We start from the raw sequence: 18986 nt of genomic DNA, 5'->3' as shown, positions 1-18986 counted from the left end.
CGCTTTGCGCGAATTTTCCCGCCGTTGTCGCGACCGATGCGAAGGCATCCGAAAAGTATTTTGGCGAGCAACAGCGGCGTCATCGAAAATCCAGTACAGTCGCAACTCTGAGAATTTCCGGCAGCGTTCGCCAGGCCAAAAACATGGCCGGTTTCGCGCGCTGCACGGCGATGATCGCCGGCTGCTTTGAGAGGAGCAGCCCGGGCATGCCACCTCGGCGTCGGCCGCGACACCGGTGCGGCATGCAAAGCGTCCGGCGCGAGCGGGGCGCGGCAGGGGATCGAACGGGGCAATACCGGCGCCGCATGCGGCCCAAGCCGGATAAACAGAACATTCCGAGGAAAACCAATTGGTCGAGCTATTTGGCAAGCTAGGGAGAATCATCTCCAGCACCGGCACCGAGCGCTTCGCGTCGAACCTGCACGCGCTGCTCGCCGGTTCCGTCGAGCTGGCCTCGACCAAGATCACCGCCTGGTCGGTCAACGAGAGCCGCGGCGAAATCGTCGACGTGCATCTGCTGGGCGCCTTCGCCTCGCACGATCAGGACATCCGCCCGGTCATGCCGAAGGCCGATCCCGCGCACGATCCGCTGTCGCGCAAGGTGCTCGATGCCTCGGACACCCAACTGATCCACCTGAATCCCCCGCAGTTGCGTGACGACACGCGTGAGGCATTGCCATCGTGCCGTCATGAGCGTGGGTTCCAATGTCACCTGGTCTCGCGCAAGGCGAACCGGCGCTTCGTGATCTCGCTGTACCGTCCCTATCAGGCCTACGATTTCACGTTGCAGGAAATGTCGTTTTTGAAGAGCTGCGCCGAAATGCTGTTGCCGCTCGTCGAAATCCACGCGTCCCACCGGCGTTTTGCCGCGGGTGCCCGGCCGGAGCCGGCCGATGGCCATGCCGCCGACCCGAACCGCCAGGCGCTGTTGCGCAGCGAGTTCGAGCGCCGCTTGTCCAGTGTTGCCGTGGTGTTGTCCGATCGCGAGATCGAGGTGTGCGTCGGCCTGTTGAGCGGCAGCACGTTTCGCGAGATGGCCGAGAAGCTCGGCGTCAAGCCCAGCACCATCGAAACCTATATCAAGCGTTCAGCCGCCAAGCTGGGCTTCAAGGGACGTCACGGGCTCGTCAAGTGGGTGCTCGACGGGGCGTGAAGCCGCCACATTTTTGCACCGAAACCGTTGTGCCCGGCGTTGCGCCGCGACCTCTGCCGACAGCAGGCCGGTGTGCGCCGTCTGGATCGATACCGAGAGAGAAGGGCCATGTTGAAGAATTTTCCCGAAATCACGATGCGCGATGCGCGCGATATCGTGTCGAGGTTGTGGTATCGCGCCGATGGGTCGCGCGCGTTCGGCAGCTGCTCGGTCGCGCCGGCCGTGATCGTCACGACCGCACGCGACTGGTTTGCGATGAACGACTCGGCGGCCGCGGCCGCCATGGCGGCTTCCCGCTGAACCCTTGCACGGCGGCGGCGCGGTGTTGACGCCTCGCCGCCGCGCGCCGCGCATCCGTTAGGACTGCCACGACGCCGCGCGGCGGCCGTCCTTGCCGTAACGCTCCCGCGCCGCGCGTACCACCGCGCGATCGACCGAACCCTGGCCGGCCAGCGCATGCAGCGCCGCCACCACGATCGAAGCGCGGTCGACCTCGAAGAACTCGCGCAGCGCCTGCCGCGTGTCGCTGCGGCCGAAGCCGTCGGTGCCGAGCGTCACATAGTGCGCCGGCACGAACGCGCGGATCAATTCCGGCAACGCCCGCGCGTAGTCGCTGGTTGCGATCACAGGGCCTTGCGCGCCGCGCAGTGCCGAACCGACCGCCGTTTCCAGGCCCGCTTCTTTCTCCGCTTCGCCTCCAGATTCCCCCAGCCGCGCCGCCCGTTCGGCCGCGATCGCCTCGCGATGCAGTTCGGTGTAGCTCGTCACGCTCCACACCTGCGCCTGCACGCCCCAATCGGTTTCGAGCATCGCGGCCGCCGCGAGCACCTCGGTCATGATCGCGCCCGAGCCGAGCAACTGCACGCGCGCCGAAGCGTGCCGCTCCGGCTGCAACGAATACAGGCCGCGCAGGATGCCCTCGCGCACCGCGTCGCCGGCCGGCATCGAAGGCTGCGCGTAATTTTCGTTGGTGACCGTCAGGTAATAGAACACGTCGCGTTGCTGCTCGCCCATCTCGCGCATGCCGTGCTCGATCAGCAGCGCGGCTTCGTAGGCGAAGGCCGGGTCCCAGGCGCGGCAGTTCGGAATCGCCGACGCGGCCAGGTGGCTCGTGCCGTCCTGGTGCTGAAGGCCTTCGCCGCCGAGCGTGGTCTTGCCCGAGGTCGCGCCGATCAGGAAGCCGCGGGCGCGCTGGTCGGCGGCGGCCCAGATCAGATCGCCGATGCGCTGGAAGCCGAACATCGAGTAGTAGATATAGAACGGCAGCATCGGCAGGTCGTGCACGCTGTAGGCCGTGGCCGCCGCGATCCACGACGAGATCGCGCCCGCTTCCGAGATGCCTTCCTCCAGGATCTGCCCGTTGGTGGATTCGCGGTAATAGAGCATCGAGCCGAGATCCTCGGGCTGATAGCGCTGGCCGTGCGGCGAGTAGATGCCGACCTGGCGGAACAGGTTGGCCATGCCGAACGTGCGGGCTTCGTCGGCCACCACCGGCACGATCCGTTCGCCGATCGACGGCGCCTTCAGCAGGCCGCCGAGCATGCGCACCACGGCGGTGGTGGTGGACATCGTCTTGCCGTCCGCGTCGAGCGCGAACTGCCCCCATGCCGACAGCGGCGGCACCGCCAGCGGCGTGCCGGCCTCGCGGCGGCGGCGCGGCAGGTAGCCGCCGAGCGCCTGGCGGCGCGCGTGCAGGTAGCGCATCTCGGGGCTGTCGGCGGCGGGCCGGTAGAACTTCACGTCGGCCACCTCGTCGTCCGACAGCGGCAGCGCGAAGCGGTCGCGGAACGCCTTCAGATCGTCGAGATCGAGCTTCTTCTGCTGATGGGTGGTCATGCGGCCCTGGCCGATCGCACCCATCCCGAAGCCCTTCATCGTCTTGGCCAGGATCACCGTGGGCTGGCCGCGATGCGCACGCGCCTTCGCGTAGGCCGCGTGCAGCTTGCGCACGTCGTGGCCGCCGCGGCGCAGGCGGTCGATGTCGTCGTTGCTCAGGTGCGCGGCCAGCGCGGCGAGCTGCGGGTTCTGCTGGAAGAAGTGCTCGCGGTTGTAGGCGCCGTCGTTGGCCGAGAAGGTCTGGAACTGGCCGTCCACCGTGTTGGCGAACGCGCGCAGCAGCGCGCCGTCGCGGTCGCGCGCGAACAGCGGGTCCCAATCCGACCCCCACAGCACCTTGATGACGTTCCAGCCCGCGCCGGCGAACAGCGTTTCGAGCTCGTCGATGACGCGGCCGTTGCCGCGCACCGGGCCGTCGAGCCGTTGCAGATTGCAATTGATGACGAACACGAGGTTGTCCAGTTGTTCGCGTGCGGCCAGCGACAGCGCGCCGATCGATTCCGGTTCGTCCATTTCGCCATCGCCGAAGAAGCCCCACACCGTGCGGCCTTCGGTGCCGAGCAGTTGGCGATGCTGGAGGTAGCGCATGAAGCGCGCCTGGTAGATCGCGTTGATCGGCCCGATCCCCATCGAGCCGGTGGGGAACTGCCAGAAATCGGGCATCAGCCACGGGTGCGGGTACGAGCACAAACCGGGGCCGGCGATTTCGCGGCGGTAATGGTCGAGCTGCGCTTCGCCGAGGAAGCCTTCGAGAAACGCGCGTGCGTACACGCCCGGCGCCGAGTGCGGCTGGAAATAGACGAGATCGGCGTCGCGTTCGGGGCTGGCCGCGTGGAAGAAATGGTTGAAACCCACTTCGAACAGGTCCGCCGCCGATGCGTAGCTGGCGATATGGCCGCCCAGCTCGCCATAGGCGCGGTTCGCGCGCACCACCATCGCCAGCGCGTTCCAGCGCAGCGCGGCGGCCAGTTTCGCCTCGATTTCGAGGTCGCCCGGGTAGGGCGGCTGGGCCTCGACGGGGATGGTGTTGGCGTACGGCGTGGCGCGCACGCGGCCGGTGGCCAGCCCTTGCGCCGAGGCTTGCACGGCGAGCCGGTCGAGCAGGTAATGCGCGCGCTCGGGGCCGGCATGTTCGACCACGCCGTCGAGCGCGGCGAGCCATTCGCCGGTTTCGACCGGGTCGTCGTCGATCGGATGGGCGGGGAGGGCGAGAATCGACGGCACGCCGTTCGACAGGTCGGTCATGGTCATGCTCCGGCAAGGGGAAGCTGCGTGTGGGGCCGCGGCGCGGTGAACGCGGCGATCCGACAAGCGTACTGAGCCGATCGCGGAATGTGTGTCTGTATTGGCTTGCGTTTTGGCTCGGGTGCAGTATAAATATTCCGGAATTTCGCTCATTCCAGGAATTGTTACATTCATGCCCAATGATTCGATCCGGCTCGATCGCACCGATATCGCGATCCTGAACCAGCTTCAGCAGAACGCGCGCATCACCAATGCCGAACTGGCGCGTGCCGTGAACCTGTCGCCCACGCCGTGCTTCAACCGGGTGAAGGCGCTGGAAAAGCTCGGTTTGTTCAAGCAGCAGGTGACGCTGCTCGATCCCGAGCCGCTCGGCCTCAAGCTCAACGTGTTCATCCAGGTCAGCCTGGAGAAGCAGCAGGAGGACGCGCTGCGCCGCTTCGAGTTGGCGATCGACCAGCGGCCCGAGGTGATGGAGTGCTATCTGATGTCGGGCGACGCCGATTATCTGCTGCGCGTGGTGGTGCAGAGCATGCACGGGCTGGAGCGCTTCATCATCGACCGGCTGACGACGATTCCGGGCGTGTCGAATATTCGGTCGAGCTTTGCGCTGAAGCAGGTGCGGTATCGGACGGCGTTGCCGTTGCCGGCGGCGGGGTTGACGTTGAGTCGGGAGGAGGAATAAGGGTGGCTGCTCCGCTGGGAAACTAGAGTTAATTCCATTATAATGTGGATTATGCGCGGTTTTTAGTCAATAGTATTTGGAATTGTGGAGTTACGATGTACGAGAAAAATTGCTGCCAATTCCACATTTCGGGATGCTGATTGCGGAGAAGAGGTAGATGCACACTATGTTGGATTTAAGCCTTAACAAGCCTGCCGAGGTCGTCAAGCGCCTCTGTGCTCGCTTGCGAACGGAGCGTTTGGCTCTGGGTATGACACAGGCTGATCTGGCCGGGCGTGCCGGCATCGGAACCAACACTGTGTCCAATCTGGAGGCCGGGCGCAATGTCGGCTTCGAGGCCGTGGTTCGAGTGGCGATGGTTCTTGGCCGAGTCAAGGAGCTCGAAGGCTTGTTCCTACCCAAGCTGGACAGCATCGAGGACATTCGGCGTTACGAAAACAGCGTCAATCGCCTCCGCACGAAGAAAAAGAGGCTCGACAATGCTTGAAGAGGTCAACGTTTTCTATGAGGGCTGGGGTGAGCGATGGCATTGGGGTACGCTGGCCTCCACGACTGCGCTGACCGGTCGCCCGCTGATCGTGTTCGAGTACAGCAGTGAAGCCAGGCGGAGAGGCCTTGAATTGTCCTCGTACACGTTGCCTCTGGCGGGGCCTCAGTTGCGGCGAGATTTCCCGAGCCACCAGATGCAATTGCCAGGGCCTGTTTATGACGCCTTGCCGGACGGGTGGGGCATGTTGCTGATGGATCGCATGTTCAGGAGCCGTGGGCTCACCGCAGCGCGGATTGGCGCCCTCGAAAGGTTGGGCTACATCGGCCGCAACGCGATGGGGGCCATGACGTTCGAGCCCGTGGCCCCCGGAGGAGGAGAACCGGACGTCCATATCCCGTTGGAACAGCTGGCTGCCGAAGTGCAGGATGTACTCCATGGAAAGGGGGGGAGTTCCTGCAGACGTTGCTATTGGTGGGCGGCTCGCCTCAAGGTGCAAGGCCTAAAGCCCTGGTTTACCGCGATCCCCAATCCGGCGGGTTGACCACTGCCGTCACGCCGGGCTTCGAAGCCTGGCTGGTCAAGTTCCCCGCTAAAGACGAACACCCCGAGGTATGCGCCATCGAGATGGTCTATGCGGAATGCCTGCGCAAATGCGGCATCGAGACTCCGGACACGCAGTACTTCAGTTTGCCGAACGGGCTGGCGGCATTCGCCAGCAAGCGTTTTGATCGCCACGACGGACTACGGGTGCCCATGCAAAGCCTTGCCGCTTTTACGGGCGCCGATTATCGGACGCCGGGGTCGTTGGAGTACGTCGGCTTCTTGCGGGCGACACAGATGTGCACGAATGATGTGCGAGAGATGGGAAGAGCCTTCGAGCGTGCCGTCTTCAACGTTGCATTCAACAATCGAGACGATCACCCCAAGAATTTCGCGTACACCATGGCGCCAGAGGGGCAATGGCGATTGGCGCCGGCATACGACGTGACCTTCTGCGAGGGGCCGGGTGGATACCATCAGATGGACGTGATGGGCGAGGCATTGGAGATTTCCCGCGCGCACATGCTTCGACTGGCTGAAGAAGCCGAAGTCCCCCAAGAAGTTGGCGCTACGATAATCGACCGCATTTGTGATGTGGCCAGCCAGTTCACCGACATCGCCGAGAGCATGTCCCGGTTCGTTATGACTCGAGATACCTTGCGCACGATCCAGCGCCGTATTGACGAGAACTTGGCGCGACTGCGGTGAGGTCGCTGGGGCCGCAGTCTTCGCTGAGAATGTACTGGCGGGCGAACGGTCCAGTTGTCATTTTCTCCAGAGCAGCAGCCCGCGACCCGATGCTTGCGCACGCAATCATCGCCTGAACGCCGGATTCATCCAGCATGCAGGCAGCGATCGGTAACGTGACGGAATCTCGGCACCCGTTTCCCACTCAAGCGCCTCGATTCCCACGGGCCTCCAGCCGTCAAGGCACCAGCCACAGCGCCACCGCATACACCACCAGCGACACCGCGAACGTCACCGCCGTATACCCCATCACGCGCTGAATCCGGATGCCCGCGATCGCGACGATCGGCACCGCCCAGAACGGCTGCAGCATGTTCGACACGTTCTCGGCCATCGCCACGCCCATCGCGGTGCGCGGCACCGACGCGTGCAGGCTCAGCGCGGCCGGCAGCACGAACGGCCCCTGCACGGCCCAGTGGCCGCCGGCGCTCGGCACCAGCAGCGTGATGATCAGCGAGCTGAGGTAGCTCCACAGCGGCAGCGTCATCGGCGTGGCGATCGTCACGAACGCCTTGGCGATCATCGAGGCCAGCCCGGTGCCCTTCATCATGCCCATGATCCCGCCGTACACCGGGTATTGCAGCAGCATCGAGCCGGTCTGGCGCGCGGCGCGGCGGATCGCGTTGGCGTAGGCGATCGGCGTGCGCTGCAGCGCGAGGCCGATCATCAGGAAGATCAGGATGGTGGTGTTGATGTCGAGATCGAAGCGGTGCTCGCGCCATTCCATCACCAGGAAGCCCACGCCGAACAGCAACAGCAGCGCGGTGCCGAGCATCGATTGTTCGAGCCGCGTGGCGAACGACGGCGTGCCGCCGCCGGCGCGCGCATGCGGGTCGTCGCTGGCGCTGCCGCCGGCTTCGCTTTCCGCCGCCTCGCCGAACGGCACCACGTCTTGCTCGCGCGGATGCATGCGGATGAAGATCGCCGTCATCACCACCACCACCAGCACGGTCGGCACGAACACGAACGGCGCGAACACGGTGCTGGCGAGCGGCACGACCTGGCCGGTGGCCTTCTCGACGAGGTTCAGCGCGTTGCCGTGCGAAGCCTGCGACAGCGCGATCGAGCTGGACAGCCCGCTGTTGCAGATCGACCAGGCCGAATAGCTGCCGGCCACCAGCCACGCGAAATCGACACGCACGCGCCGCGCGATCTCGCGCGACAGCATCGCGCCGACGATCAGCCCGAGCCCCCAGTTCAGCCAGGCCGCCACGGCCACCACCGGAAACACCAGCAGCGCGGCGCGGGCCGGCGTCTGGGCGTGCGCGGCCATCGCGCGCAGGCCGCGCTGCACCACGGGCGCTTCGGCGATCGCATAGCCGGTGGCGAGGATCAGGATCATCTGCAACGCGAAGCCGAGAATGCCGAACGTGCCTTCATACCAGGAGCCGAGCACGGTCGGCACGTCGCCCTTGGGCGCGATGACGAACGCGAGCACGGCGACCAACGCGGTCAGGCAGATCGAGAGCACGAACGGGTCGGGCATGACGCGTTCGAACACGTAGACGAGGGCGGATACCACGCCGCGCGATTCGCGAGCGGGCGGGTGGGCGAGGGTACGGTCTCTTTGCATGCTGTCAGTCGGTTGCGCAGCAGGGGTGTCTGCTGGCTGGCCGGGGCGCCAGGATCGGCATGCGGATGCGCCCGCCCGCGCGCACGGCAAGCCGGTGCGGCGCAAGCGGGACAGGGTGCGGTGCTCCTCCAGGTGCTCAAGGCGGATGCCTCGGCGCAGCGGGTTGATGTCGCGTCGGCCACGTCGCGCGTTCGGTGTGCTCACGCGCGTCGGCCGGCCAGCCTGTTCTTGTTATAAGTTCGATATTCGAACACTGTTTCGATAATCGAACGCGGCCATGATCGCCGTGTGCGAAACCGGTGTCAAGGCGCGGCAGAGGACGATAGGGGTATTTCGCCCGAGTTCAATGCGCGATGAATGCGAATTGAAAGGCGATCGGCGAAAACTGAAATGAATCGGTAAGGCAGGGTGACGCGGGAAGGCGGGCCGGGCGGCGAGGCGCCCGGCGCGAAGGGGCGATCAGTACTGCTTGTACGGCAGGAATTTGCCCGACAGCACGACGTTGACGCGGTCGCCCTTCGGGTCCTTCTCGCGCTGGATATCCATCGAGAAATCGATCGCGCTCATGATGCCGTCGCCGAATTCCTCGTGGATCAGCTCCTTGATGGTGGTGCCGTACACGTTGACGATCTCGTACCAGCGGTAGATCAGCGGATCGGTCGGCACGGCGGACGGCAGCGAGCCCTTGTACGGCACGATCTGCAGCCACGCCACGGCCTCGTCGGGCAGCTCGAACAGCTTGCCGAGCGCCTCGGCCTGCGGCTTGTCGAACGTCATCTGGCCGAGACAGCCGGCCGTGGTGAACTCCTTCGACAGGCCGGTGGCCTCGGCGGCCTGCATCCACTTGATGCCCTTGCGCACCTTGGCGGACAGAATCATCCTGGTCACTTCTTCGCGGCTCGAAATCATCGCTGCTGGCTCCGTTGGGACAACTGAACAGGGAACGCCACGCCGCCGCGCGAGCATGGCGCGCGGCGGCTAAGCGGAATGTGGCGTGCGGGACGTCGGCGCGCTGCATCGGCGCGCCGCGGCGAATCATCGTGGGGAGGGCGGCGCCGGCCGCGAATGCATGCGGGCCGGCGCGTCGCCAGCGCTTATTAGCGGCCGGCCAGAAATCGGTGTCAACGGCGCACCGACTGTGCTGCTTTCCCGCGCGGACGATTGACGTGCCGCGCGGTGCGCCGATCGGCTCAGGGCTTGCCCGATGCGCCGCCCGATGCCTCGCCCACCAACGCGGCCACCGGCAGCGTGGCGAGCAGGTCGGCCAGGCGCAGCCGCTGCCCGCGCCCGGCATGCGGCGCGCGCTCGGTCAGCGCGTCGCGCCAGGCGTGCGGGGCATCGTCGGGCAGCACCACGGCGGTGTCGCCCCAATGGCGCGGATCGATGCGCGGCCCGGTGCCGTCGGCGGCCAGCATGCCGTGCGCGAGCCGCGCGCCCACCACCAGGATCGCGGTATCGGCATCGCGCCGCATCAGCGCGATCGCGTGCGCCTGCGCCGGGCCTTCGATCGCGAGCGGCAGGTACGCGCCGCTCGCGAACGTGGCGGCGTGCCGCGCGCGCAGGCCGAGCAGGCGCGTGACCAGCGCGCGCTTGATGCGCGCGTCGGGCCAGGTGCGCAGATAGCCGGCGAGGTCGCCATCCACCGGCATGGCGCGCCGCTCGGCGAACGCGACGTCGCGGCGGTTGTCGGGATCGACGAGGCTGAAATCCCAGGCATCGGTGCCCTGGTAGAGATCGGGCACGCCGGGCGAGACGATCCGCAGCGTGGTTTGCAGCAGCGCATTGACGACCCCGGCCGGCGCGATGCGCGCCACGAACGCGTGCAGCGCATGCGCGAAATCGTCGCTGCCGCGCGGCGTCAGGATTTCGCGCACGAACGCCTCGCAGGCCGCTTCGTAGTCGGCGTCGGGCGCGAGCCAGCCGGTCTCGCGCTTGGCCTCGCGCAGCGCCTTGGTTTGCCAGCCGACGATGCGGTCGGCGAACGCGGCCAGGCCCTCGGCATCGTCGGGCGCCAGCGTGGGCGGCCAGCAGCCGGCCAGCGTCTGGTACAGCATCGCCTCGGTGGCGCGGCCCGGTGCGAGCGCCGCGTCGGCGCGGGGCGCGCGTCGATGCCCGGCGTTGCGCGCCTGCCAGGCCTCGACGGCCGCGCGCCACGACGCCGGAATTTCGCTGAGCACGGCGAGCCGCGCACGCACGTCCTCGCCGCGCTTGTGGTCGTGCGTGGCGGTGGCCAGCAGCGTGGCGGGCGTGAGCCGCGCGCGTTCGAGGTTGCAGGCGTGAAACGCGTCGGGTGAGAGGGCGAAACGCTCGGCGTCCGCGCCCACTTCGTTGCGCGACAGCAGCCGGCCGTAGCGATAGCACGCGGTGTCCTCCACGCCCTTGGCGGCGAGCGGCGCACTGAGCCGCGCGAACGCGAGTTGCGCGCGCAGTGCGAGCGCCGGGTCGGGCGCGAGGCCGGATTCAGATTCGGATTCGATAGGGATGCAGACGATCTCGGGCCAGCCGAGCCAGCCGAGCACGCGGTCGAGCACGTCGCGATCCGTGCGCGGCAAGGCCTCGCGCGCGGCGCGCCACGCGGCCTCGACGAACGGCCGGTCGTGCTCGCGCTCGCCGCCGGCCGGATAGAGCCGATAGACGGGCAACTGCACGGCCAGTTCGACCACGGCGCGATGCAGCGGCGCGCGTGCCACGTCGCGCGTGCGCAGATCGCCGCGCGCGATCTCGTGCAGCAGCGCCGCCACGCGCTCGGCCTCGACGGCCAACTGACGCGGCACGGCCTCGCGCTTGCCGGTCAGCGCTTCCTGGGTGAAATCGGCGGGGCTGCCCGACAACTCGGCCCACAGTTTCGCGAGCGGCGCCTCGCCGGCCGGGTCGTGCAGCAGCGCGCCCACGTCGTTCATGAAGTCGTAGCCGGTGGTGCCGTCGGTCAGCCAGTCGGCGGGCAGCGTTTCGCCGCGCGCGAGGATCTTCTCGACCACCAGGTATGGCGTGGGCTGGCGCAGCGCGGCGAGCCGTTCGTGCAGGCGGCGGCAATAGCCTTGCGGGTCGGCGAGGCCATCCACGTGATCGATGCGCACCCCGTCCACCAGCCCCGCATCGACGAGCCGGAACAGCAGCGCGTGCACGTCGTCGAACACGGCCTCGTCTTCCACGCGCACGCCCGCCAGCGTGTCGATGTCGAAGAAGCGCCGCCAGTTGATCTCGTCGTTGGCGGTGCGCCACCACGCGAGCCGGTACGCCTGCCGTTCGAGCACGGCGTGCAGGCGCGCGCGGCCCGCTTCGGTGTCGCTCGCGTAGTGGCGCAGCGCGGCGTCGAGCGCACCCGTGCCGTGCGCGTGCACATGCTCGCGCAGCGCCTCGAACGCGAGGCTGATGCGCGGCGCACCGGGCGAGGCTTCGACCAGCGGCGCGAAGCGCGCGGCCAGCGTATCGAGTTCGGGCCGATGCGCGGCGCGCAGGATGTCGGGATAGGCGGCCAGATTGACCGGCAGCGAGCGGCCGGGGCAGACCACATGCAGGCGGCCGTCGATCGGTTCGTACTGCAATGCAATGTCGCCGGCCGCGAGCGCCTCGCCGTAGGGGCGGCCGAGGCACGGCAGCAGCACGCGCCCCTGCAGCGACGGGTCGGCCGGATGCCAGTCGATGTCGAAGTGCTGCGCGTAGCGGCTGCGCCGCCCCCATTCGAGCACGTCGTTCCACCAGCCGTTCGAGGAACCGCCCACGCCCATGTGGTTCGGCACGAAATCGACGATGACGCCGAGGCCGTGCCGGCGCAGCGCGCCGACCAGCCGCACGAAGCCGTGTTCGCCGCCGAGTTCCTCGCTGACGCGTTCGTAATCGACAGTGTCGTAGCCGTGCATCGAGCCCGGCTCGGCCTGGGTGATCGGCGACAGGTACAGATGGCTGACGCCGAGCGCCGCGTAATCCTCCGCGTAGGCGGCGGCATCGTCGAACGTGAAGCCCGCATGCAGTTGCAGGCGCAGCGTGGCGCGCGGGTGGCTCGCCGGGGCGGGGGTGTTGTGGTGCGGGGTGTCGCTCATCAGACGGCTCCTCCGGTGCGTCGTGCCAGTGCGACGGCGGCCAGCGTGGCGCCGGCCGCGTCGTCGATCAGGTGGGCGGTGTCGCGCGGCATGCGCCGCCGCCAGTTCGGATGGCCGACGGGCGGCCCGGGCAGGTTCGGCTGCGCGGGCAGCGCGAGCAGGTCCTCCAGCGGCATCAGTGCGAGCGAGGCGGCGCTGCGCGCGACGAAGGCGAGCGCGGCGGCCACCGGCGGTGCATCGGGCGCGGGTGGCGTGGCCGCCGACGTGACGCCCGCCGCGGCCAGTGCGTGCCACAGCTGAGTGCGATCGGCGGCGCGCTCGGCGAGATCGGCGGGCAGCGCGGCGTCGCGCTCGCCGGCCGGTGCTTCGGATGCCTGAGCGTTGGCGTCGCGCGAGACGGGCGTGGCTGGCGTGGCTTGATGATTCACGGCGGGTTCCATGGGTGGCCAGGTGTCGGGCGGATCGTCGGCGCGAGGTGCAGCGGCGAGCGCGTTCGCGTCGTGCCGGCTTGCGTCGGCGGCGTTATCCACAGGGTCGAGCGCCGCGACGTGCCGTCGCCACGCGAGATCGACGCCGCGCCACCAGCCCGCGATCGTCGGCAGATCGTGGGTGGACGGCATCGCCGCCACATCGTGGTCCCAGCGCTCGGGCGGCCGGAATGCGCCGCCTGCATCGCGTTCGAACCACAGCACGCGCATGCCGGCCACGCCGCGCCCGGCGAGCTGGTCGCGCAGCCCGTCCGGCACGGTGCCGAGATCCTCGCCGATCGCGATCGCGCGGTGCCGCGACGATTCGAGCGCGACGAGCCGCAGCAGGTCGTCGAGCGGATAGCGCAGATAGGCGCCATCGCGCGCCGAGGTGCCGTCGCGCACGATCCACAGCCGCTGGAAGCCGAGCACGTGATCGATGCGCACGCCGCCCGCATGCGCGAACGCGGCGCGCAGCAACGCGATGAACGGCGCGAAGCCGTTCGCGCGCAGCGCGGCCGGCGTCCAGGTGGTCACGCCCCAGGCTTGCCCGTCGGTATTGAACAGGTCGGGCGGCGCGCCGATCGAGGCGTTGGCCAGCAGCGTGCCGGGCGCGGCCCAGGCGTCGGCGCCGTCGGGCGCGCAGCCCACGGCCAGATCGGCGATGGTGCCGATCGACATGCCGGCGGCCCGCGCGGCGCGCTGTGCGCCGTCCAGGCCGCGCGAGGCCAGCCACTGCGCGAACGAGAAGAACGCGATGTCGTCGCCGTGCGCGGCGGCGAACGCGCGCACGGCGGGCGCGTCGGGGCCGTGCAGTTCGGCGGGCCAGCGCCGCCAGTCGGAGCCGAGCCGTTCGTCGATCGCATGCGCCTGCAACGCATCGAAACAGGCCTGCCCGTACAGCGAGGTGCCGCCGCTGGAGACGAACGACGCAAACGCCCGCGTATCGGACGACGGATGCGCACGCCAGCGCTCGTACAGCACACGCAGCACGCGCAGCTTCAGATGCATCGCGCGCGGCCAATCCACCAGCGGCGCGGCGCTCAACTCGGCGGCCAGGCCGGCGAGGCCGGTTTCGGCGAGCGCGGCGCGCGTCGCCTCGGGGCCGGCCACGTCGTCGGGATCGAGATACGCGAGGTTGTGCCAGCGCCGCGACGACGGCGAATACGGGCTGTCGCGCTCGGGCTGGGCCGGGAAGCCGGCGTGGGTCGGGCTGATCGCGAGCGCATCGGCGCCGTGCCGGCCGGCGGCGGTGGCGAGCGCCGCCAGCGCCGTGGTGTCGCCGATGCCGAGGTCGCCGTCGCGGCGCAGGCCGTAAAGCTGCGCGGCCAGGCCGAACGGGCGCGCGCGGCCGGCGGCCTGCGCGGCGTCGTCGATGCGCCAGCCGCGCGCGGGCGCGACGGCCAGCGTCAGGCTCGCGAAATCGGTTTCGACGGTGTGATAGCCGGGCACGTCGATGGCGGGCAGCAGCGCGCCGCGGCCGGTCGCGTCCGCGATCAGCGTGCCGCCGATCCGTTCGCCGCTTTCGAGCGTCAACACATAGCCGTGGCCGCTGTGGCCCGCAGCGGCAGGCCACGGCACGGGCTGCCCCGCGTCGGCCGTGAGCAACGGCGGCGGCACGGCCGGCGCGGCCAGCGCCGCCGCGCTCCATTCGCGGTCGGCCTGCGTCGCGCACGGCACGCCGAGCGCATCGAGCAGCACGGCGAGCGCGTCGTCGCCCACCCGTTGCGGGGCGTCGCCCGCATCGATCCAGTCGGGCTCCAGCCCGGCGGCGCGCGCGAGCGCGTCGAGCGAGGCGGTGGATTTTCCGTTCGGGGTGCTCATCGTCCTGCTCCCTCGCGGCGGGCGCCGGCCGGCATGTCGAGCCAGGCGATGCAGGCATGCGCGCCGAGCTGCCCGCTGCCGAGCGCGTCGCGCACGCGCGGCGGCGTTTCGAACACGATCTTGCCGGGCGGCGCGGCGGGCAGCGCGATCGCGGCGTCGTCGAGATTGAGCGCGATCGCGAGGGCCGCGCCGTTGCCGAGCCGCCAGCGCGCGATCAGTGCGCGTGGCGGGGTGTCGTCACCGCCGTTGCCGTTGCGGCTTTGCATCGCGTTGGTTGCGGCCGCAACGGTCGCGGCTTCCTGCCGGTCGTTGTCGTGCTCGGGATCGTCGAGCGGCAGGCGCGAGCGATCGGGATAGGCGGCCGGATCGGCCGGTGCAGGTGCCGCTTGTTGCCCGTCGCGCGCCAGCAGGCTCACGCCCTCGGAGCGCGTGCCGGGCAGATGCGGCATCACGAAGCTGGTGCGCACGGTCAGCGCGCCCCGATAGAACGCGCGCCAGGTTCGCGCGTCGTCGCTTTCGTCGTCGGCGGTGGCGGTGTCGTCCAGCGACGAGCGCGCGAACGTGGCGGGATCGTTCGGATCGGGAATCCGGTCGCGATGCTCGGCGCTGGCGAACGCCGGGAACGCGGCGAATTCGCGGCGGCGGCCCTCGCGCACGGCGTCGGCCAGTTCGCCCGTGTAATCGGTAAAGAACTGGAACGGCTGCGTCGAGCCGGTTTCCTCGCCCATGAACAGCATCGGCACCGAAGGCGCGAGCAGCGTCAGCGCGGTGGCGGCGCGCAGCGCGTCGTCGTTGACGAGCGCGCGCAGCCGCTCGCCGAACGCGCGGTTGCCGATCTGGTCGTGGTTCTGCAGGAACGCGACGAACGCGGTGGGCGGCAGGTGCGCGCTCGGCTCGCCGCGCGGCCGGCCGTCGTGCAACGGCGACGGCTCGCCCTGATACGCGAAGCCCTCCGCCAGCGTGCGCGCGAAGCGCTGCAGCGGCGCGTCGGCATAGGCGCGGTAGTAGCCGTCGCGCTCGCCGGTCAGCAGCACGTGCAGGCTGTTGTGGAAATCGTCGTTCCACTGCGCGTCGAAGCCCGCGTCGGCCAGCAGCCGCGCGCTGTTGCGCTCGTTTTCCAGCACCAGATGGATGTGCCGGTCGCCGCTCGCGTAGGCGCGCACGCGCGCGGCCAGTTCGCCGAGCCAGGCGGCGTCGTCGATCGCATGCACGGCGTCGAGGCGCAGCCCGTCGATGCGGAATTCCTCCAGCCAGTACAGCGCATTGTCGATGAAGAAGCGGCCCACCTCGGCGCGCGAGAAATCGATCGCCGGCCCCCACGCGGTGTGGCTGCCTTCGCGGAAGAAGCCGGGCGCGTAGCGCGCGAGCCAGTTGCCGTCCGGGCCGAAGTGGTTGTACACGACGTCGAGGAACACCTGCAGGCCGAGGCCGTGCGCGGCGTCGATCAGCGCCTTCAGCTCGTCGGGGCGGCCGTACGCGGCGGCGGGCGCGAACGGCAGCACGCCGTCGTAGCCCCAGTTGCGCATGCCGGGAAACGACGACAGCGGCATCAGCTCGATGGCGGTCACGCCGAGCGCGGCCAGTTCGCCGAGCCGGCGCTCGACGCCGCGATAGCCGCCGAGCGCGCCGACGTGCAGCTCGTAAAGCACCGTGTCGCTCCACGGCCGGCCGCGCCAGTCGTCGTGCATCCAGCGGTAGGTGGCCGGGTCGATCACCTCGCTCGGGCCGTGCACGCCGTCGGGCTGGAAGCGCGAGGCCGGATCGGGCACCGCATCGCCGCCATCGAGCCGGTAGCGGTAGCGCGTGCCGGGGCCGAACGGTGCGGTGGTGTCGAACCAGCCGTCGTCGCGGGCCGTCATCGCGACGCTGGCCTGGCGCTCGCCGTCGTCGAGTTCGACCTCGACGGTTCGGCAGGCGGGCGCCCAGAGCCGGAAGTGGGTGCGGCGCGGATCGATGCAGCAGGCGCCGAACGAGGCCGGGTAGGCGTGACGGGCGGCGGGATAAATCAGGGAGTCGGTCATGGTCGAATCCTCGGGAACGGGGGCGGCGCGCTAACGCCCGGCGCTGGCCGGTTCGGTGGCGAGCGGCGCGTCGGCGTGAGCGTCGGCCTGCGGGCCTGCGTGATCGGTTCGGGGTGCTTGACGATGCGCGACCGGTTCGGGCTCGGCGTCGTCGTCGGTTTGCGGCATCGGCTCGGCCGCGACGGGTTCCGATTCGTCGTCGGCATCCTCGGGCAGCGCATCGCCGGTGGCGTCCGCATGCGCCGGATCGACCGCTTCGGTTTGCGCAGCACCGAGCCGCGCGGCGGCGATCACGGCCGCGTGCGCGGCCAGTTCGATCCCTTCGGCGGGCAGCACGGCCGGCTCGGCGTCGGGCCGGCCGCTGTCGGCCAGCACGAGGTAGGCGAGGCCCGGCGCGGGCGGCACGAACACCAGCGGCTGCGAGGAGCCGTTCAGCATCAGCAGCAGCACCTCGGTTTCGCCGCTGCCGTCGGGGCCGACGCGGCGCATGGTCAGGGCGCGGCGTTCGCCGTCCTCCCAGGCGGGCACCGACAGGCTCTCGCCACGCTCGTCGAACCAGTCGATCTCGCGCAGGCCCGGCGCGACCTCGTGGTCGCCGTCCGGATAGCGCGCGCCCGACAGCAGCGGATGCTCGCGGCGCAGCGCGGCAAGCCGCCCGACGAACGCCGACAACTGCCGGCCGGCCTCGCCGTTGGCCTGCTCCCAGTCGAACCACGACAGTTCGTTGTCCTGGCAATAGGCATTGTTGTTGCCCTGCTGGGTGCGGCCGAACTCGTCGCCGCCGAGCAGCATCGGCGTGCCGAGCGCGGCGAACAGCGTGACCAGCAGCGAGCGCGACACGCGCGCGCGCACCTCGTTGATGCCGGCATCGTCGGTCGGGCCTTCCGCGCCCCAGTTCGCGCTGCAGTTGTCGTCGCGGCCGTCGCGGTTGTCCTCGCCGTTCGCTTCGTTGTGCTTCGAGGCATAGGCGACCATGTCGGCCAGCGGGAAGCCGTCGTGCGCGGCGATGAAGTTGACCGAGGCCCAGGGCCGGCGTTTCTGGTGGTTGAACAGGTCGGCCGAGCCGGCCAGCCGTGCGGCCAGCTCGGGCCGCATGCCGGCATCGCCGCGCCAGAAGCGGCGCACGGTGTCGCGGAAGCGGTCGTTCCATTCGCCGAAGCCGGCCGGATGATTGCCGAGCTGATAGCCGCCGGGGCCGATGTCCCACGGCTCGGAAATCAGCTTGCGGGTGGCGAGCACCGGGTCCTGGCACAGCGCGTCGAAGAAGCCCGAGCCGCGGTCATAGCCGTCCGGCTCGCGGCCGAGCGTGACGCCGAGGTCGAAGCGGAAGCCGTCGATATTGAACGAGGTGCTCCACCAGCGCAGCGAATCCATCACCATCTGCAGCACGCGCGGGTGCGAGAGATTCAGCGTGTTGCCGCAGCCGGTTTCGTCGATGTGATAGCGCGGATCGTTCGGTTGCAGCCGGTAGTAGCTGGCGTTGTCGAGGCCGCGCCACGACAGCGTGGGGCCGAGCTGGTTGCCCTCGCAGGTGTGGTTGTAAACCACATCGAGCAGCACCTCGATGCCGGCCGCGTGCAATTGGCGGATCGCGATGCGCATCTCGTCGAGCCGCCGTGTCGAGAGGTACGACGGCTCGGGCGCGAAATACGACAGCGTGTCGTAGCCCCAGTAGTTGCGCAGCCCGCCATTGATCAGCTCGCGGCTGTTCAGGAACGCATGCACCGGCAGCAGTTCGATGGTGGTCACGCCGATCTTGAGCAGATGATCGATGAACTCGGGCGAGGCCAGCGCCGCGAACGTGCCGCGCGAGGGCGGGCGCAGCCGGTCGCGCCGCATCGACACGCCGCGCACGTGGGTTTCGTAGATCACCGTGTTCGACCACGGCACCTCGGGGCGGCGGTCCTCCTGCCAGTCGAACGTTTCGTCCACTACCACGCATTTCGGCATGGCCGGCGCGGAATCGCGGCGATCGATCGACAGATCGGCGCGGTTCGAATGCAGCCGATAGCCGAACAGCGCATCGGACCAGCGCACCTGGCCGATCAGCTTGCGCGCGTACGGATCGAGCAGCAGCTTGGTGGAATTGAAGCGATGGCCGTGTTGCGGCTGATAGGGGCCGTCGGCGCGAAACGCGTACACCGTGCCCGGATGCGCGTCGGGCAGATAGCCGTGCCAGATTTCATCGGTGCATTCGGGCAGGTCGAGCCGCGCGATTTCCTTGCGGCCGGTGGGGTCGAACAGGCACAGCTGGATGCGTGTGGCGTGGGCTGAAAATACCGCGAAGTTGATGCCGAGGCCATTCCATTTGGCGCCGAGCGGATAGGGCTTGCCCGGCTCCAGCCGGTCGGGGGTTGCAGCGCGCATG

General features: G+C 69.0%; 14 protein-coding genes. 6 read left to right on the top strand and 8 right to left on the bottom strand.

Annotation, left to right across the window (positions count from 1 at the left end):
• Positions 1-79: 79 nt before the first annotated feature.
• Entirely contained in the window at positions 80-208 is a 129-nt protein-coding gene (locus AB4851_RS01395) for a hypothetical protein (protein WP_414448115.1), read from the bottom strand.
• Positions 209-349: 141 nt separating this feature from the next.
• Here AB4851_RS01395 and AB4851_RS01390 point away from each other — a divergent pair, with 141 nt between their 5' ends.
• Both AB4851_RS01390 and AB4851_RS01385 read left to right on the top strand, forming a co-directional pair.
• A complete protein-coding gene (locus AB4851_RS01390) occupies positions 350-1153 on the top strand; it encodes a response regulator transcription factor (protein ID WP_414441340.1) in 804 nt (267 codons plus the stop codon).
• Between the two features lie 108 nt (positions 1154-1261).
• A complete protein-coding gene (locus AB4851_RS01385) occupies positions 1262-1453 on the top strand; it encodes a hypothetical protein (RefSeq protein WP_414448114.1) in 192 nt (63 codons plus the stop codon).
• 57 nt (positions 1454-1510) lie between these two features.
• Here AB4851_RS01385 and mdeB read toward each other — a convergent pair whose 3' ends face one another.
• Positions 1511-4234, bottom strand: coding sequence for an alpha-ketoglutarate dehydrogenase (gene mdeB, locus AB4851_RS01380; protein WP_414448113.1), 2724 nt, complete (start codon positions 4232-4234; stop codon positions 1511-1513).
• A 172-nt stretch (positions 4235-4406) separates the two neighbouring features.
• Between mdeB and AB4851_RS01375 the strand changes: the two genes are divergently transcribed.
• The 4 genes from AB4851_RS01375 to AB4851_RS01360 all read left to right on the top strand — a co-directional run bounded on the left by AB4851_RS01375 (position 4407) and on the right by AB4851_RS01360 (position 6654).
• A complete protein-coding gene (locus AB4851_RS01375) occupies positions 4407-4916 on the top strand; it encodes an Lrp/AsnC family transcriptional regulator (protein WP_414441343.1) in 510 nt (169 codons plus the stop codon).
• A 169-nt stretch (positions 4917-5085) separates the two neighbouring features.
• The gene (locus AB4851_RS01370; protein WP_414441955.1) at positions 5086-5403 is read left to right on the top strand and encodes a helix-turn-helix domain-containing protein; all 318 of its coding nucleotides are present in this window, start codon (positions 5086-5088) and stop codon (positions 5401-5403) included.
• Positions 5396-5947 carry a HipA N-terminal domain-containing protein gene (locus AB4851_RS01365; RefSeq protein WP_414448112.1) on the top strand — a complete coding sequence of 184 codons (552 nt, stop codon included), beginning with the start codon at positions 5396-5398 and terminating at the stop codon, positions 5945-5947. The genes AB4851_RS01370 and AB4851_RS01365 overlap by 8 nt, the downstream gene beginning before the upstream one ends.
• Positions 5944-6654 carry a type II toxin-antitoxin system HipA family toxin gene (locus AB4851_RS01360; RefSeq protein ID WP_414448111.1) on the top strand — a complete coding sequence of 237 codons (711 nt, stop codon included), beginning with the start codon at positions 5944-5946 and terminating at the stop codon, positions 6652-6654. The genes AB4851_RS01365 and AB4851_RS01360 overlap by 4 nt, the downstream gene beginning before the upstream one ends.
• Before the next feature lie 217 nt (positions 6655-6871).
• On the opposite strand, the gene AB4851_RS01355 is transcribed toward AB4851_RS01360, so the two are convergent.
• The 6 genes from AB4851_RS01355 to glgX all read right to left on the bottom strand — a co-directional run bounded on the left by AB4851_RS01355 (position 6872) and on the right by glgX (position 18985).
• On the bottom strand, positions 6872-8266 hold the full coding sequence (locus tag AB4851_RS01355; RefSeq protein ID WP_414448110.1) for a TIGR00366 family protein: 1395 nt from the start codon (positions 8264-8266) through the stop codon (positions 6872-6874).
• Between the two features lie 459 nt (positions 8267-8725).
• The gene (gene cynS / locus AB4851_RS01350; protein WP_414448109.1) at positions 8726-9175 is read right to left on the bottom strand and encodes a cyanase; all 450 of its coding nucleotides are present in this window, start codon (positions 9173-9175) and stop codon (positions 8726-8728) included.
• A 281-nt stretch (positions 9176-9456) separates the two neighbouring features.
• Positions 9457-12306, bottom strand: a complete 2850-nt coding sequence (gene treY, locus AB4851_RS01345) for a malto-oligosyltrehalose synthase (protein ID WP_414448108.1) — start codon at positions 12304-12306, stop codon at positions 9457-9459.
• A complete protein-coding gene (gene malQ, locus AB4851_RS01340) occupies positions 12306-14597 on the bottom strand; it encodes a 4-alpha-glucanotransferase (protein ID WP_414448107.1) in 2292 nt (763 codons plus the stop codon). The genes treY and malQ overlap by 1 nt, the downstream gene beginning before the upstream one ends.
• Complete coding sequence (treZ, locus tag AB4851_RS01335; protein WP_414448106.1) at positions 14594-16618, bottom strand: malto-oligosyltrehalose trehalohydrolase; 2025 nt, start codon at positions 16616-16618, stop codon at positions 14594-14596. The genes malQ and treZ overlap by 4 nt, the downstream gene beginning before the upstream one ends.
• 30 nt (positions 16619-16648) lie before the next feature.
• On the bottom strand, positions 16649-18985 hold the full coding sequence (gene glgX / locus AB4851_RS01330; RefSeq protein WP_414448105.1) for a glycogen debranching protein GlgX: 2337 nt from the start codon (positions 18983-18985) through the stop codon (positions 16649-16651).
• Position 18986 lies beyond the last annotated feature (1 nt).

It is taken from the genome of Burkholderia sp. 22PA0099, assembly GCF_047497165.1.
Lineage (GTDB): Bacteria > Pseudomonadota > Gammaproteobacteria > Burkholderiales > Burkholderiaceae > Burkholderia.
Note: the sequence above shows the minus strand (reverse complement) of the source record. Positions and strands in the feature narration are given on the sequence as shown.

Bases quoted from the DNA above. Each gene is read 5' to 3' on its own strand.
- AB4851_RS01365 (WP_414448112.1), top strand. From the start codon at position 5,396: ATGCTTGAAGAGGTCAACGTTTTCTATGAGGGCTGGGGTGAGCGATGG.
- treY (WP_414448108.1), bottom strand. From the start codon at position 12,306: ATGAGCGACACCCCGCACCACAACACCCCCGCCCCGGCGAGCCACCCG.
- AB4851_RS01375 (WP_414441343.1), top strand. From the start codon at position 4,407: ATGCCCAATGATTCGATCCGGCTCGATCGCACCGATATCGCGATCCTG.
- AB4851_RS01385 (WP_414448114.1), top strand. From the start codon at position 1,262: ATGTTGAAGAATTTTCCCGAAATCACGATGCGCGATGCGCGCGATATC.
- treZ (WP_414448106.1), bottom strand. From the start codon at position 16,618: ATGACCGACTCCCTGATTTATCCCGCCGCCCGTCACGCCTACCCGGCC.
- AB4851_RS01395 (WP_414448115.1), bottom strand. From the start codon at position 208: ATGCCCGGGCTGCTCCTCTCAAAGCAGCCGGCGATCATCGCCGTGCAG.
- glgX (WP_414448105.1), bottom strand. From the start codon at position 18,985: ATGCGCGCTGCAACCCCCGACCGGCTGGAGCCGGGCAAGCCCTATCCG.
- AB4851_RS01355 (WP_414448110.1), bottom strand. From the start codon at position 8,266: ATGCAAAGAGACCGTACCCTCGCCCACCCGCCCGCTCGCGAATCGCGC.
- malQ (WP_414448107.1), bottom strand. From the start codon at position 14,597: ATGAGCACCCCGAACGGAAAATCCACCGCCTCGCTCGACGCGCTCGCG.
- cynS (WP_414448109.1), bottom strand. From the start codon at position 9,175: ATGATTTCGAGCCGCGAAGAAGTGACCAGGATGATTCTGTCCGCCAAG.
- mdeB (WP_414448113.1), bottom strand. From the start codon at position 4,234: ATGACCGACCTGTCGAACGGCGTGCCGTCGATTCTCGCCCTCCCCGCC.